Origin of the sequence: Providencia burhodogranariea DSM 19968, from assembly GCF_000314855.2 — a bacterium.
GTDB lineage: Bacteria > Pseudomonadota > Gammaproteobacteria > Enterobacterales > Enterobacteriaceae > Providencia > Providencia burhodogranariea.
This window is the reverse complement of record NZ_KB233224.1, coordinates 388,738-404,522: the sequence shown is the minus strand read 5'-3', so window position 1 is coordinate 404,522 and position 15,785 is coordinate 388,738. Positions and strand designations below refer to the sequence as shown.

Here is a 15,785-nt window from a genome sequence, read left to right as displayed (position 1 = left end):
TGTGGTGAATACAAGTAAACTGTTTACAGACAAAGATCTCTGCTTTGCGCTATCCGATATATTTGTGGATAATTTGGTGAATGTCGAATATATAGCCTCAGTCGCAAAACATTTTCCCGTTGAATATGTTCAAGTCATGCTGTGTCGGTATGTTGCTCCTATCTGCTACTGTAATATGTTACTCCAGTATGGACTTACTTTGATGCAGATGAATTATGGGAAGATATTGCTATATTGAAAAATAAAGAACAAAGCGTATTTGGAAAATTTAAACGTGATATCTGTGAGCTATATTTCAAAAATAAGCTTAATCAAGAGTGGCAAAAATTAGTGTATTTTTTGCAAAATTAGCTGATTTCTTTCTATAACATTAAATGGTTGGAATAATGGGAACCGAATATGCAATCAAGACGACTTATGGGGGATGGCTATGAACCTATCGTTGAACGTATTGGTAAAAGTTTAACCTACTCGCTGCCTGTTGATTCGGGTTTTGTTAGTTTCAGTTTTACATTTGATATATACCAAAATGATCTGGATATCTTACTTTCTGATGATTACAGGCGTTCAGTCCTTGAAATCATAGCGCATACATTACTACAGCGTTCTACGATAAAAGGGAATGACCATTTTACTCAAGAAAACTTTGATAACCTTGTTTTAGACACGCTTCATTCTAAGCATGATCATCTTAGAGTGTTTATTGAGCGTATAAGTCGGGAAAATAACATCGTTATTAAACACTATGTGAAAGAAGCCGTGAGCCGACGTACGAGATGTTAACTGAGAAGGGAAATTGAATGAAATATAAGATTATGAATAAAGATAAAGTCATCGGTTTCACTGAATTAAAGGGAAGTGATCCTTCTATGGAATTTGTGTTTGGTTCTTTAGAACCAACTCAGTTTTATACATTAGATATCAATAAAACTAATTGTAAAATATACGCCTGCAAAACAAAGGAAGAAATTGCCAGCGAATCGATCACTATCAACGATCATTCAGATGAATTGGACGAGCAATACATATAGGTAATCGTTTTAGTCAAATCAGCCGAAGAATATGAGAAATTTTTTAAGTATCATCTAGACGCTTATGAAAAACAATTTATTTAGTCAATAGATAATAAACAAGATCAATTGACTTCAAAACTGTTGGTTTATCCTAATCCTAATCCTAATCCTAATCCTAATCCTAATCCTAATCCTAATCCTAATCCTAATCCTAATCCTAATCCTAATTTGTATCGTGCTATGCCGTATTGTACTTTTCTCCATCATTATTTTCCTGCTTACTTTTCACCCAAAAAACAAATTTTGGGGCATTGCTATTTATCCAACTCAATACAATTACTCATCAAAAACGACTCGTGTGATCTTAAGTAAACTCGAATTATTTCGAGGTTAGAGTGGATGCTTTTATTATTATAAAAATAACTAATATTTATAATAATTGTGAAATATAATTTAAGTATATTATGGAGGAGGGTGACCAGTTAGATTAAATAGAGTATTGTTTTTTGTATTTAATAAATAAGAATATTATTAAAATTAAAATGTTATATCTAATTAGCATGCTTATTTTATATATTTGATGTTTTGTTTTCCAATTTTACTACGTTAAATTGTAATTAAATGTAACCATTATTAGTTGTATTTTTTTTAAATCACGCAGATTTAATTTTAATGTTTATTTTTTTTAAAAAAACATTGACTTTTTATTGCACTTAAAAATCAACTGGTTGTTAATTTTACTGCAAACACATACTCTTTATGTGTGTATTATGCGATCAATATCTCGATCAATAAAACATTATTGATAGCTTACGCCTATTGTGATTCGTGTTTTTGAACGGTATAAACGCTTTTACTCTTATTTTAATATAATTATGATTAGATTATTAAAAATTGATTGTATTAATAGTCATATTATATTCTGGTGATCTAATGATTAAAAATAATGTAATTAGTAGTCGTATTGGATTATTTTTGCGTAGTGCTCGTAAAGAAAAGAAATTAACAGGAAAGAAACTAGCTAAATTAATGAATGTTAGCCAACAACAAATATCTCGTTATGAAACTGGTATTACATCTATCACACTAGAACAATTGAATGAACTATTAATTATTTTAGATAAAAGCTGGTTTGATGCTGTTTCTTATATTGAAAGAGAAAATGAATCTGGAGTTAGAGGAAAATCAGAAAAAAACAAATGTTTATCATCGAGTTTTCATTTATATAATAAATCATTAAGGTGATAATTTAATTAGAATTATTTTATTGATTATTTTTTATAAAAAGCACAGTTAAAAGTGTTTTTTATACTATGTAATTAATATTTGTTATAAATTTAAATTAGAGAGAATAATATGTTAAATAAAAAAATGGCATCTATTTTGCTATCTACGGTTATTGCTGCGTCTTTGACTTCCGCTGCTAATGCTGAAACACGTACAGCGCAAGCAACAGCGACTTGGCAAGCAACGGCAATTAAAGACACAACAAGTATGTTAGTTGTTACCCCACTAAAAAGTTTAACTTTCAACTATGCTGAAGGTCAAAAAAGTTTTAACCAACAAAATGGTGCATTTGATATTGCAATTCAAGGTCAATCAGGTGCAACAGACTTCAAACTCGCATCAAAAATTGTTTCTAACACATTAGCAAGAACAACTGATGATTCTAAATTAACGGTTGGTGTTAAATGGAATGGTACAGATTTAACTAAAAATACAGATACTGTATTAATTGATACATCAACAGGTATTACCTCTGGTTTAGATAATTTAGCCGCCGATGGTATTTATAATGGATCGGAGCGTGCTACAGATCGTGGTGAATTTACTTTTGTAATTGCTAGTGCAGAAACTGCAGGTGCGGCAACGGACTTTAAATCACTCACTGATGGTACATGGGATGGCGATGTTAAAGTACAGTTTACAGCAACTTGGGATGGTACTTTTACTCCAGCTCCAGCACCAGACGCTTAATTAATTATCTCGTTATTGTGTAACTGAATAAATATCACGATAAAGATACTATAGGGAAGTAATATCTTTATCGTTGTTCCATTTTGGAATCGTATAATCATGAAAAAAATAACATTAGCATTAATTTTATTGTCATTTATACCTTTTAAAAATAGTTTTGCAGTTAATGTGGGAAATATTACTGAAATAATATCTTCTGATGAGGATTCGTTGGCCAAAGAAATTGAAAATACGGTTGATACAGCAAGACTAGTTAATTTAACAATCGAAAAAATAGACTCGCCATTAGATAACGGTGAGGTTATTCCTATTAGCGATCATAATGAAATACTATCGACACCGGCTAATTTAATTTTGCCAGGAAAAGCAAAGGATGTGTTTAAAATTATTTATCAAGGACCCAGAGATGATAAAGAACGATATTACCGACTAAATTGGAAAGATGATCCAATTGGTGAAAGTGGTGTTACACAGAGTTCGAAATCGGCATCGGCTACGACATCAGCAACAATTAGTACTATTTTAGTCGTTACGCCTAGAATTGAAAAATTTAATTATCAATATGTTAATTCCCAAGTATCGAATATCGGAAATAGCTCTTTTCGTGTTGTAGCATCCGGTCCTTGCTTACCTGATAAACAAAAATATGGTGTAGAAGGTCTTTGTCGTGAGCGTTATTACCTCATGCCTCATTTAGCCGTTAAATTACAATTTGTTGACCTGACAAATAAAAAATCTAGCGTAGGTATTTGGCACAAAGGAGAGTTCATTGTTGTCAAATAATTAGGAATGGACTGTAATCATGCGTAAGAGTGTTATTGCTTTATCAATACTAAGTGTTATTTTTTCAAACACAATTAATGCCAATGAAATGAAAAGCATTAAAATTGGTGGATATATTATTCCTCCTGCATTTGCTAATGCCTTGGAAGAAGGAATGTCTGTACCAGTTTTCTTACGATTAAATGATGATACAAAAATAAATCAGACTGAAAATAAAATTGCAGATGCGATTATTGTCATTGATAAAGGGAAAATGAAATTAGCTAGCCTTCATCTTGTTGATAATTCTCAAGGGCCAAAACTCAATAATCTATTGGTTGATAAGTTGGAAAATCAGAAAAATGCGATTTTCAATGAAAATAATAGTATCATAATTGATACTGGAGCTGTACTTCAATTAAACATTTCCTCATTTAACTTATCAATAAATGTTGATAAAGCTGCCTTTGCCCCGAAAGAACATGCGAGACAGTCTGTATTAGGAATCTCTTCTGTTAATTCGCTCTCAGCTGTTGCAAATTACGATTTGGGTGTATTTCAGAGCCAAGTTAAAAATGCAAAGAATTCATCAAGTAGCTATTTTAACCTAGACACCTTATTTGCTGCTGCAGAGCATCATTTTAATGTTAATGCCTCGGCTTATAGTATTGGAAAGTCGAATTCGAATATTGAGTTATATCGTGCAATGTATGAGCGTGACTTTAATGGATTTCGTTTCGCATTGGGCTTGATGAGTACTTGGAACTTACAGTCAATAGCCAGTTTAACTGCATTAAGTAGCAGTAAAATTTATGCGGCATCCATTGGGAATAACTCTTCCAGTTTAGTTAATAATAACCAACAATCGTTAACACCTATCTATGTATTTTTAAATAGTCCAGGAGAAGTTCGTATTTATCGTCAAGGTAAGCTATTAAATATTCAAAATTTTCCGATGGGTAATTATGAAATTGATACCAGCGTTTTACCGTACGGAATATATGAGGTAACGATCGAAACCGTTGTTGATGGCACAGTTGTAACAACCCAGAACCAAACGATTAATAAATCCTTTGGTGCAATAACCGGTAATTTTGAAAAGTTAAACTGGGAAATTTATGGAGGGTATGTTGATTTCGATAAGCGAACTTATGTCAGAGGTGAAGGTTCACAGAGTCAGGCACCCGAGAAAAGTTATTTAGCAGGCGCTTCTTTTGCTTATAACTTTCCGGTGTTATCTGGGATCCGTTTTCAGATGTCAAATTATGGTTTTGATAAATTTGTTGTTCAAGAAACAAGTGTGAGTGCGTCTTTAAATAATTATATTTCTGTTTCTTGGCAAGGAATGCTGGAAAATCATGGTAGCCACCGTAACATTGCAACAATTTCTATTAGCATTCCTGAAGGATATGGCTCTTTATGGGCATCAAAAGAAAAAACGAGCATTAAGGGTGATTTGCCACTTTATGATGCTGATAGTTATTCCTATGGCGGGACATTCAATTTTGACAAGATTATTGATAGAGCCGGTTCGTTTACTATCAGTAATACGAAAGACCGTCGTGTTGGTAGCGATTCAATAAACTATGAATATGCCAACACGTTATTTTCGGGTCGTTATGGCACGGTTGGATTAAGGACTGGTGTACAGCGTTATCATTATGATAATCAAAACAGTACGAACGAAAAATATATTAATCTTGATTTTTCTTTACCTCTTTCTACGTGGCTAAGCACAGGCGTTTCATCCACTAATGGAAATATTAAAGCCAATATTTATGCAAATAAGAGTTTTGAAAACTCTACAATCACTAATGCAGGTGCTTCAGTTTCTAAATTAGTACGCGATAAAGATAATGGTGAATCAGATTTCTCAACATTAGCCTATGCCTCTTATGACATGAAATATAATTCAGGCACAGTGACGATTAATCGGCCAGATAATAATCGAATTAATGGCAACTTAACCTCTAGGGGTTCGATTGCTTACAGTGATGGCATGATCACACCGAGTGGACAGCAAGGCAAATCAGGAGTCATTATTAATTCGGATATTAAAGGTAGTGGAAGTATGGTTGCTAAAGTAAATGGACAAAATTATCCAATTAGTGGCAGAAATACATTTATTCCGTTATCACCTTATTCGGATTATGAGATTCAATTAATGAATGACGGTAAATCAAAAGATAGTTTTGATATTGTTTCGGGGCGGAGTAAGTCGGTGACATTATATCCTGGGAATATTGCACTTTATCAACCGGAGGTCAGGCAGTTAGTGACGGTGTTTGGTCGCTTGAAATCACCTGATGGCGAATACATAAAATATGCTTCAATTCGAAATCATATTGGTCGCACAAAAACAGATGGAAATGGTGAGTTTTCGATGGATGTTGATGTTCGATATCCAGTGATATCGTTATTGCAAGACGATCAAAAAACAATTTGTGAAGCAGATTTGAATCTTCAGGGTGCTCGTGGTGCGTTATGGGTTGGTGAGGTGACTTGCGATCCTCAAGTGGCATTTGCAAAACGCTAACTATCAATTTTAAGGCTTATATATTATGAGGACTATTATTAGTTTCTTTGTTTTATTTTTCTATTTTAATTCTATTTCTATAGCTGATGTAAATTATTTGATTATAGAAAACCAAATTGATGACGAGTATTTTATTGCACCCGATGGATTAACACCTAGATTTTCTGGCGCCAATAAATTCACAAAGTATGATACAAACCAAGATAGTTTAGGGTATATGGGAAGTATAAGTGGTGCATTTACAGGAAGTTATAATACAGGAGATTTGTGGATTGATAATAGTCCTGTGCCACAACCATTTAGAGGTAATCGATGCAGAAATGGTTCATCGAATTGTCCTTCAAATGGAATGTGGGAAGCTAAAAGTATTAGAAGTAATGGCGCTTATCGTATTAATCAGTCATCAACAACAGGTGAGTCAGGAAATGGCAGACCAATACTGAGTGATACTTTTTATCAATATTTAATTAGTTTACCTGTTAATGCAAATAACATATTTAAAATTAATTCGTGTACTGCCTATGAGCAAGATTATTCAAATGATGATATAGATTGTTCATCTCTATCTCGAAATCGAGTTAGATCTTATGATGTAAATGTAACAAAATTAGGTAATTTACTTTTAAAATCAACAGGGGCTTTGCAAGAAATCTTTGTTGATAGTAATGGAAATCCTACATTAGGATTGGGTTCAACATTTTGTACTATAGGTTTCGATAACACGGGTAAACAAGGAATTATTTGTAAAATAGTTGAGTATGAGTTGAAAGGGGAAATTATTAGTCAACTCAGGCTAAGTTTAAAAATAAATACAGCTATGTTAGGTATTAGTTCTGTGGCAGCGGCTGAAGCAAAAATAAGTGGAGATGGTTCTAATTGGGCATTAAATTATGGTTCTGAGATTGCCATGAATAATATATTTAAATCAGGTAACAATGGAGTTTATATTTTTTTGAGCAATAGTTTATTACTTAAAATAGTATCAAGTAATAGTAATGGTTCTGTTGATAACTCTGCATTTACATTCGCATTTAGAAATACAGCTGCACCTCAATCGGGATTTTATGAATTTACACCATCAAACTATATGATAATTAAACCACGCGATTATGGGATAAGTATTATTCCTGCTGATTTTAATCCAAACCAATCTAAAACAGGTAAAGTAGGTAATGAAGAGCCTCCAATAGAATTTAATTATATTATTACAACTAGTGGGCCTCGACAAGCGGACTCGATAACAGCTAAGGTAGAAGGGCCGATGACAACGCTAAGAGGTCAGCCATATTGTTTATTTACCTCAAATGATGACACACTTAAAGTACCTTTTTCTGCTTATCTTTCATTTAAAAATAATGATGGTACTAATGCTAAATATAGAGCTAGTTGTGATAATAATGAAATTTCATTGAAAAATGCATTATGGGCAGAGACTCCTTGGGATAAGCCAAATGAAGATTTAGGATCATACTATAGAACAAATTTAGACTTATCTTTCCCCATGAATGAATCAAATTCATATTTTACCTTAGATGGAATTGATTGGTTAGGAACTGTTTCTGCAAGTGGAAGTGTGACAGTTAAGGCTATTTGGACAGGGCCTGATATTCACTAGCTAAGCGGTTAATTAAATTATTATTTTTAATAATAATGAATGGTTTTACTCAATCTAATTTAGGATTGCTGAATATGAAAGTAATTTTTGGACTAAAGGCTTTGTTGTTAGTAGCATTACTTGCATGTTATGGAAATGCTTACGCGTTATATTTAGACTCTGATATTTCATCTATAGAATCTGCGCAACAGTTTTTCTCTAAATCCTATATTAATGACACGAAAAGAACTAATTTATACAACTTTAGTGTTTATAAAATTGATAAGCCAGGAAGCAATGAACAGGCAAAAGTAATTGAAGACGGTGAAGTAATATTCACACCTCTTAAAAAGATCTTGTTACCAGGAGAGCATGAGTTTTTTAAGATTTTTTATCGTGGAAAAGAAGATGATACTGAACGATATTATAAAATAATTATTAGTGAAACACCGTTTGAAATGAAAAAAGATGGTCAAAAAAATAAGCAGCCACTATTTTATCCAACGCTGAGTTTAGAAACATATTTTGTGGTGAGACCTGTTAGCCCAAAATTCAAGTATGAGCTTAATCAAGATAAAGGAATACTTGAGAATGCGGGGAATACTTATTTTAGAGTATTACTCCATGATAATTGTGAGGAAGATACGGATTCAATACCATACATGCTTTATTTACTGCCCAATCAAGTATTTCAAGATGCACGTTTAAAGAAAAAGAGCCGTAAGTATATTATCATTTTTGATAAATATCACTCTATAGGTAATTGTGAATAGTTGATTCTATTATTAATCTAGATGAGTAGCTATTCTGATAGTAAAATAATTAAGATAAGCTAGTTTTAGAATTTTCAAGGATCCAATTCATCTAGAGAATTAGATTTTCCTGATTAATGTAGAGAAATATGGTGAGTGGAATCAACGAGTTTTTAACCTTGTCATTATAATAGCTTAATTATTAATATTAGATAGACTAAAATTGATTTTATCATAAAGCCGCGTGAGGGCTAATTTGTCGAAGATGATCAAACTAATATCGAATGCCTGATACGCTGTGATTTTCTCTGGCTGAAATTGCCAATTTTAGGGAGTTAATGGGAGCATTGATATTTATTCAGATTAATAAACTTATTTAATATCAATGTTTTTACCCATTAAATGTGACTCCTGAGAGACCTTAATTTAGATGCTCCTATTTATAGAGTGCATTGATGATAACACCGCTTTGCTGGCAGCCTATAATAAATTGCGCTTTCACCGGAAGCTGCTTTCCCGTCCAAGGAAGTCATTATACAAGCGGTCAATATCGTCAATTATTATGGCGTTATCAGATAAAGCAAAGTTTATCTCGGCGAGGTAATTGCTGGGATAATGCGCCGATGGAGCGATTTTTTCGAAGTTTAAAGACAGAATGAGTACCCATTTTAGGCTACCGTAATTTTATAGAAGTACAGCAAGAAATAACACGATATATCATTGGGTATTATAGTCAGCTTAGACCCCATCAATATAACGGTGGCTTAACGCCCAATGAACCAGAACGATTATATTGGGAAAACGCTAAAACTGTGACCAAATTTTGTTGACCACTACAGGCTTACTTATCTATCGGTTAAAATAAAGATATTTGGCGATTGGTTAGATCGCCAAATAAGATCTCAATTTATTGGAAACATTCTAATACCTGGCGAGATTATTTACCGGAGAGTTCTCTGCGAATGATCTCTGCACCTGCGCTTAACGCTTTGAGTTTCCCCGTGGCGACTCGACGAGATAATGGAGCCATACCACAGTTGGTTGAAGGATAGAGTTTGTCAGCATCAACGAACTGAAGTGCTTTACGTAATGTATCGGCAACTTCCTCTGGTGTCTCTATAGTATTGCTTGCCACGTCAATGGCGCCTACCATCACTTTTTTACCACGGATCAGTTCAATCAGATCCATTGGAACATGCGAGTTGTGACATTCCAGTGAAATGATATCAATATTAGAAGTTTGTAGTTTAGGAAACGCTTCTTCATATTGTCTCCACTCTGATCCGAGAGTTTTCTTCCAGTCGGTATTAGCTTTGATGCCATATCCATAACAGATATGTACAGCCGTTTCGCATTTAAGGCCTTCAATAGCTCTTTCTAAAGCAGCGATACCCCAATCATTCACCTCATCAAAAAAGACATTAAACGCAGGCTCGTCAAACTGAATAATATCGACACCAGCAGCCTCTAATTCTCTAGCTTCTTGATTGAGTATCTTTGCGAATTCCCAAGCGAGTTTTTCACGGCTTTTATAATGGTTATCATAGAGTGTATCTATCATCGTCATAGGACCTGGTAAAGCCCATTTAATAGGTTGCTTGGTTAGTTGACGTAAAAATTTAGCATCCTCTACAAAAACGGGTTTTTGACGGGTGACGGCATCGACAACTGTCGGCACGCTCGCGTCATAGCGATCACGAATTTTAACGACCTGACGTTTCTCAAAATCAACGCCGCTGAGGTGCTCAATAAACGTAGTGACAAAGTGTTGGCGTGTCTGCTCACCATCGCTGACAATATCAATACCTGCTCGTAGTTGATCATCCAGAGACAAACGAAGAGCATCTTTTTTGCCTTCTATTAATTCCTCATTTTCCAATTTCCATGGAGACCAAAGTTGTTCAGGTTGTGCAAGCCAAGAAGGTTTAGGCAAACTGCCAGCAGTCGAAGTCGGTAGTAATATTTTTTTCATAATAGATGACCTTTTATTTTTCGTTAATCAAAGAGTGTAGTTAGCAGACCATTGTTCAAGAATACTTTTGTAGGGTTTAATGAAGTGCTCTTCAGTAAATTTTCCTTGCTCAATAGCCAACTGGCTACGTTCTTCTCGGTCATAAACAATTTTCGTTAATGAATGATCCTGCTGATTCAGGCTTGGTTGATAGCATTGGCCTGCGGCAGAGTTAGCATTGTAAATCTCAGGTCGGTAAATCTTTTGGAATGTTTCCATCGTACTGATAGTACTGATAAGCTCAATATTCGTATAATCACTCAGCAAATCACCAGTAAAATAAAAAGCCAAAGGTGCAACACTATTTTGAGGCATAAAATAGCGAACCTGTAACCCCATTTTTTTGAAATATTGCTCAGTTAAGGAAGAGCCATTTTGCTGGTATTCTAGACCTAATACAGGATGCTGGTTTCCAGTCCGATGATACGTATCTTTATTTGAGACGCTTAAGCATATTATCGGTGATTTGTTAAAGCTCTCTTTATACTCATTTGAGTTAACGAAATATTTGAATATATTTCCATGCAAATCGCCAAAGTTAGCTGGAACGCTAAATTCCGATTGATTTTTGTTATGATCTAACAGCAATACACTAAAGTCATAATCTCGAACGTAAGAAGAGAAATTATTCCCTACAACACCTTCAATACGTTGGTGAGTTTTTTTATCAATAATATTTGTTTTTAATATTTCAATCACTGGGAAGGTATTGCTATTACCTTCAATACTCATCTCAACAGAAATGATTTCAAGTTCGACAGAATAACGGTCACCTTTAGGATTATCCCAATGTGCTAGTGAATTGAAACGATTATCAATCATCGTTAAAGTGTTGCGTAAGTTTTCCTGGCGAGCTTTTCCTCTGGCCAAATTAGCAAAATTAGTCGTGATACGCGTATTTTCTGAGGGGTTATAATGTTCATCAAAAAGACTGTGCTTTATCGTAAATGTAAATTCTTTATTCATGTTGAGTTTGCATCCTATGCTCTGATATGAAAACTGTATTCACTTCTTGATTGCAGAGAAGTTACTCGTTTTCTCATTCATCAGTCTTCATGTTGCCAATAAGTTAATATGCTTTATTTTATGCCAGAGCCATTAGATGAGTGAAAGCGACTTAATTTCATTACAATATGAGCGATGTTCATGATCAGGGGGAAAGAACTAATAGAAAAATGAGTAAAAAAACGCCTAATTCATAGAATTTATTGCGAAGATCCTAGCTATGATGAGGCTTGATGAGTTGGCGTTTGAAGAGAAAGTCAAATACACGTAAAGACGTCCAGATGGCTTTCGATGGCTCAACTTGAGCTTTATTCATGTTGTATTAACCTATTTAGTCATGTAAACGAAATTTAGCAATATCCATTGCTTACGCATAAGTTGATACTAACCGTTTCAGGTCTAACCTGATTGTTAGGTTCATTATTAAATCTTTATTTGGTGATTACTTATACAATTCAACATATTGTTATTGTGTGATTTTTGCTATCTATCCCATATGTTTTCTATGACCCTACCCCGTAGCCAGCTAACGCCGTTAAATTTAATCATGATGAGTTTGCTAATCTAACATTGCTTTAAAAGTTATGAGATGGGAGTGGACAAGAAAATAGAGGTCTTCGTTGAGATAATCATGTATTTATTTAAACTTAACCTAAATTTTCTGGTAAAATAGGTCATGCTAACAACGAAGAAAGTAAAATAATGATTAGGTATAACTGTTTCAATTTATAATATATTTTATTTGCTTCGCTTTTTTTCATTAAAACGTGGTGCTATAGTTGCAGAGACTCTTTTTAGTAGTAAGCGTATGAGGGTTCTAAAAAAAGATTAAAGGTTGGTGATCCTCTATCGAGTCAATTTAACTTGCATTAATCAGAAATAAATAGATATGTATTATGCATTATAACGGTGTTATAGGATAAGGTCCTTTAATGATATATATATTGAATAATGTAATAAAATATAACTCTGACTCTGGTGAGATTTTCAGATTGGACTCTGATGTTGAAGTGACAAAATTAACCACTAACTTAAATTATATTTTTATTGTATTAATCGAAAATAATCTAACTGCCACCTCAAGAGAAGAGTTATTAAAAAAAATTTTTGAGAGCTATGATTTAAATGTATCTATTAATACATTAAATCAGTATATAAGTGTATTGAGAAAGTTATTACACCAGCTACTTAATATTGATAATCCTATACTTAATATATCTAAACAAGGGATTATTCTTTCTTCTGAAATAATTATTACCTGTGCTGATGAATTTAACGGCAATGATAATATTATCAGTAATAAAAGTAATAAAAGTAATAAAAGTAATAAAAGTAATAAAAGTAATATAATAGAGGAGGGTAACAAACCAATAAAGTTAGAATTAAGTAAACTTGAAGAGGAAAATTCAGTAATAAAAAAATCAAAAAATAACTACTACATGATAGTATTAAAATCAATCCTTGTAATACTGGTTTTTATTTCCATTTATCTTTTATTTGTTTTAAATAAAAGTGGTTACTCTTATAAACCAATTAATTATTTTAAAATAAGTAATATTGATGGCTGCCCTGTTTATTCATTTCAAAACACCTCATCAGATTTTACTAGCTCAATAATGGATACTAATATAAAGGAATTTGATTTAACATGTAATAATAACGATGCTTATTATTATTATAATAATACCTTAAACTCTGGGCGCAACAAACAAATTTTATTGGTTAAATGTGAAAAAAACAAAACCTGTATTTCTACTAGAATAAACTGGATAGATAGTTATGAAAAATAAAAAATATTAATTACTATTGTTTTTTTTATTATAGTAATATTCTCATTATTATTTCTTTTAAATCAACATAATAATGAGAATCAATATTGTGCTGCTACGATTGACTCTAGGTTTAAAATACCAAATCAAGAAGCTTCATATAAAGTCGATATAAAGCTCGTAAGGAATTCAAATACTACTGGTTATGTTAAAATATTAGGTACAATTACAGCCGATAAAACGTATTCAATCAATAGGGTTGTCCATTTTGATATGCTAGCTAGCGAGCAGGTTAATTATCTAAAATTATCAGTTGATTTTGAATTGAAAGCAAAAAATGATGATGTCAGTGATGAAATATTCAATAAATACTTTAGGATGTTTAGTTTAAACTCAGTTGGATTTGTTGAAATTAATGAAATTAATCCTGCTCTATATCTTTTTTCTAGTTCTTTAGGCCCATACTTTGTATGTATGGTGCATGATGAACTATCTGCTTTTTAAGTTAAGAAGGTTGCTATTTTACTTTCTATTAACGGTATAGCATATAGTTATGCCTAGCATTCATGTTTCTGCATTAAATCACTATTCACTCAATCTTCTCTATATCTTCTAAACATGCTGATTTTTTTAAAGAAATTTAATGGGTATCAAGTTAATAAATACAAGTGAAAAAATAATTTAGTATTTTCATTTAGATAAAAAAATGTTTTTTCTGCATAAAATTCATTTTTATCTATAGTTTTATTAAATAATTCATGTCAACAGTGAAATTATACCTGTATTGAAATTCTTTTTGTGTATGAAGATAAAAAACATATCCTTTTTAAACTGAGCATAATGCACTTAAACAACAGTAAAGTGTAAGAATTTGTTTGGTCAGGTTTCTATATATATTTCCCTATATTCATAGTTTGATTTTTTTAAAGAATAGCACTAAAAATCACAGCGTATGCGTGCTTTTAACTGTTTGATTTTTATTGATATATAAACCTATATTTCATTTTAATAGTTTATATTATAAGTTTCTATATTTATTGATAGGCAAAAGCTATTGTGAGCAAGGGGTTTAATTGACTAAAACAGTTGTACTTGATGGTAATTTAAATTTAAATTACTCACATCTAAGGTAAACACAGTAATGTGATATATTAATAGCTAAGAGATGATATTAACCTTATCAAGTCAATAATTAACTTGATATATGTATCATTATTACTAAGCCTTAAAATATCTATATATTAAGGACTTTATAAATGAAAATGGCAAATGATAATAATATAAATGAAAACAGTGTTGTAATGAGAACGGCTAAATATTTAAGATTATCAAGAGTAGAAAAATCATTAACTGGAACTGATTTGGGTAAGTTATTAAACTTAAGTCAACAGCAAATATCTAGATATGAAAATGGGCAATCTGCAATTTCGATTAATAGTCTTGAAGCCTATTTAAAAGTGTTAGGAAAAAACTGGATGGATTATTTTGATTCTGTAATCTTAGGCAATGAAAATTAAATTTTGGTTAAATCTATCTTTCTATTTTATTACCTATAAATAAAGAGAGATAGATATCCAGTTATACGTGTGGTTTAAATAAGTTTTATATTCACTTAGTAAAACCATGATGGTTTTAACTTTGTAGAAATATTTTTATTTTTAATGGCTTAGACATTAATTAATGTAAATATTTTCTTAATGAGTGAAGGATCCTGTAATACATTTTTAGTTAACTCTCAGCTTTTTTAGTAGTTTTAAGCGTTATAACTTTTTTATCGCAGGAAAATGGTTATGTATAAATCTGTCGCACTACATAAAAGAAAGAACGGGAGATTATTGTGTATAGCTGGAAATTTTAGGGACTATGATTTAATTTTTTTGATGGCTCTACTTAGGGTGAGATTATGGGTTAAGATAATTTTCACTAATTAAATGTGTTATACGTGAAAATATTTTAATTTTTAAAAAAATAATAGTGCATTTTTAGTTAATAAATACCAGTATAACTAGTATTTATTAAAAAAGCTAAATTTGTTTTATTATAAGTTGTAATGAATTGTAATATTAAGTATTTGCATCTTATGATTGTAATATGAATTTACAATTATAGAATAAATGTAATAAAAATGATTTTTTACGCCTAAAAACTGTAAATAGTATTAGTTATCAGCATTTTAGTATGTGCAACGTACCAATTACACTTGTACGGAGTATTTTTCCCGCTCTTTGGGTATGGTTTAAACTACCTTTTGATAGTTTATGTCTATTGAATGTGTTGTTTTAATTAATTTAACGCTATTTACTCTTTTTTTAATACTCTTATTATTACACTAAATTGAATTACAGCAATGAATAATGGTATTTATG

The 15,785-nt window shown here is 32.0% G+C and carries 14 protein-coding genes and 1 pseudogene; 13 read left to right on the top strand and 2 right to left on the bottom strand.

Annotation, left to right across the window (positions count from 1 at the left end; genetic code table 11):
* Nucleotide 1 precedes the first annotated feature (1 nt).
* The 10 genes and pseudogenes from OOA_RS21405 to OOA_RS20150 form a co-directional block, all read left to right on the top strand.
* Nucleotides 2-238, top strand: coding sequence for a DUF7079 family protein (locus OOA_RS21405; RefSeq protein ID WP_419177171.1), 237 nt, complete (start codon nt 2-4; stop codon nt 236-238).
* A gap of 161 nt (nt 239-399) precedes the next feature.
* Nucleotides 400-783, top strand: coding sequence for a hypothetical protein (locus tag OOA_RS15750; RefSeq protein ID WP_008913160.1), 384 nt, complete (start codon nt 400-402; stop codon nt 781-783).
* 17 nt (nt 784-800) lie between these two features.
* Nucleotides 801-1,031, top strand: coding sequence for a hypothetical protein (locus OOA_RS15745; RefSeq protein WP_008913159.1), 231 nt, complete (start codon nt 801-803; stop codon nt 1,029-1,031).
* A 915-nt stretch (nt 1,032-1,946) separates the two neighbouring features.
* A complete protein-coding gene (locus OOA_RS15740; RefSeq protein WP_008913158.1) occupies nt 1,947-2,258 on the top strand; it encodes a helix-turn-helix domain-containing protein in 312 nt (103 codons plus the stop codon).
* A 111-nt stretch (nt 2,259-2,369) separates the two neighbouring features.
* Nucleotides 2,370-2,990, top strand: a complete 621-nt coding sequence (gene ecpA, locus OOA_RS15735) for a common pilus major fimbrillin subunit EcpA (RefSeq protein ID WP_008913157.1) — start codon at nt 2,370-2,372, stop codon at nt 2,988-2,990.
* 99 nt (nt 2,991-3,089) lie between these two features.
* Complete coding sequence (locus tag OOA_RS15730) at nt 3,090-3,773, top strand: EcpB family pilus assembly chaperone (RefSeq protein ID WP_008913156.1); 684 nt, start codon at nt 3,090-3,092, stop codon at nt 3,771-3,773.
* A gap of 19 nt (nt 3,774-3,792) precedes the next feature.
* Complete coding sequence (locus tag OOA_RS15725) at nt 3,793-6,288, top strand: TcfC E-set like domain-containing protein (protein WP_008913155.1); 2,496 nt, start codon at nt 3,793-3,795, stop codon at nt 6,286-6,288.
* A 25-nt stretch (nt 6,289-6,313) separates the two neighbouring features.
* Nucleotides 6,314-7,903: a hypothetical protein gene (locus OOA_RS15720; RefSeq protein WP_008913154.1), complete on the top strand. Its 1,590-nt coding sequence runs from the start codon at nt 6,314-6,316 to the stop codon at nt 7,901-7,903.
* A gap of 74 nt (nt 7,904-7,977) precedes the next feature.
* Complete coding sequence (locus OOA_RS15715; protein WP_008913153.1) at nt 7,978-8,655, top strand: hypothetical protein; 678 nt, start codon at nt 7,978-7,980, stop codon at nt 8,653-8,655.
* A gap of 500 nt (nt 8,656-9,155) precedes the next feature.
* Nucleotides 9,156-9,464, top strand: a pseudogene (locus OOA_RS20150) (integrase core domain-containing protein); the annotation flags it as partial.
* A gap of 107 nt (nt 9,465-9,571) precedes the next feature.
* On the opposite strand, the gene OOA_RS15710 reads toward OOA_RS20150, so the two are convergent.
* Together OOA_RS15710 and OOA_RS15705 are read right to left on the bottom strand one after the other, a co-directional pair.
* Nucleotides 9,572-10,606, bottom strand: coding sequence for a methionine synthase (locus tag OOA_RS15710; protein ID WP_008913152.1), 1,035 nt, complete (start codon nt 10,604-10,606; stop codon nt 9,572-9,574).
* 27 nt (nt 10,607-10,633) lie between these two features.
* Nucleotides 10,634-11,611 (bottom strand): DUF1852 domain-containing protein, encoded by a 978-nt coding sequence (locus OOA_RS15705; protein ID WP_008913151.1) that lies wholly within the window; start codon nt 11,609-11,611, stop codon nt 10,634-10,636.
* Nucleotides 11,612-12,582: 971 nt separating this feature from the next.
* On the opposite strand from OOA_RS15705, the gene OOA_RS15700 reads away from it, so the two are divergent.
* The 3 genes from OOA_RS15700 to OOA_RS15690 all read left to right on the top strand — a co-directional run bounded on the left by OOA_RS15700 (nt 12,583) and on the right by OOA_RS15690 (nt 14,936).
* Nucleotides 12,583-13,440, top strand: coding sequence for a winged helix-turn-helix domain-containing protein (locus OOA_RS15700; protein ID WP_008913150.1), 858 nt, complete (start codon nt 12,583-12,585; stop codon nt 13,438-13,440).
* 3 nt (nt 13,441-13,443) lie between these two features.
* A complete protein-coding gene (locus OOA_RS21315; RefSeq protein WP_083880298.1) occupies nt 13,444-13,923 on the top strand; it encodes a FidL-like protein in 480 nt (159 codons plus the stop codon).
* Between the two features lie 752 nt (nt 13,924-14,675).
* Nucleotides 14,676-14,936 (top strand): helix-turn-helix domain-containing protein, encoded by a 261-nt coding sequence (locus OOA_RS15690; protein ID WP_008913148.1) that lies wholly within the window; start codon nt 14,676-14,678, stop codon nt 14,934-14,936.
* The last annotated feature ends 849 nt before the right edge of the window (nt 14,937-15,785 follow it).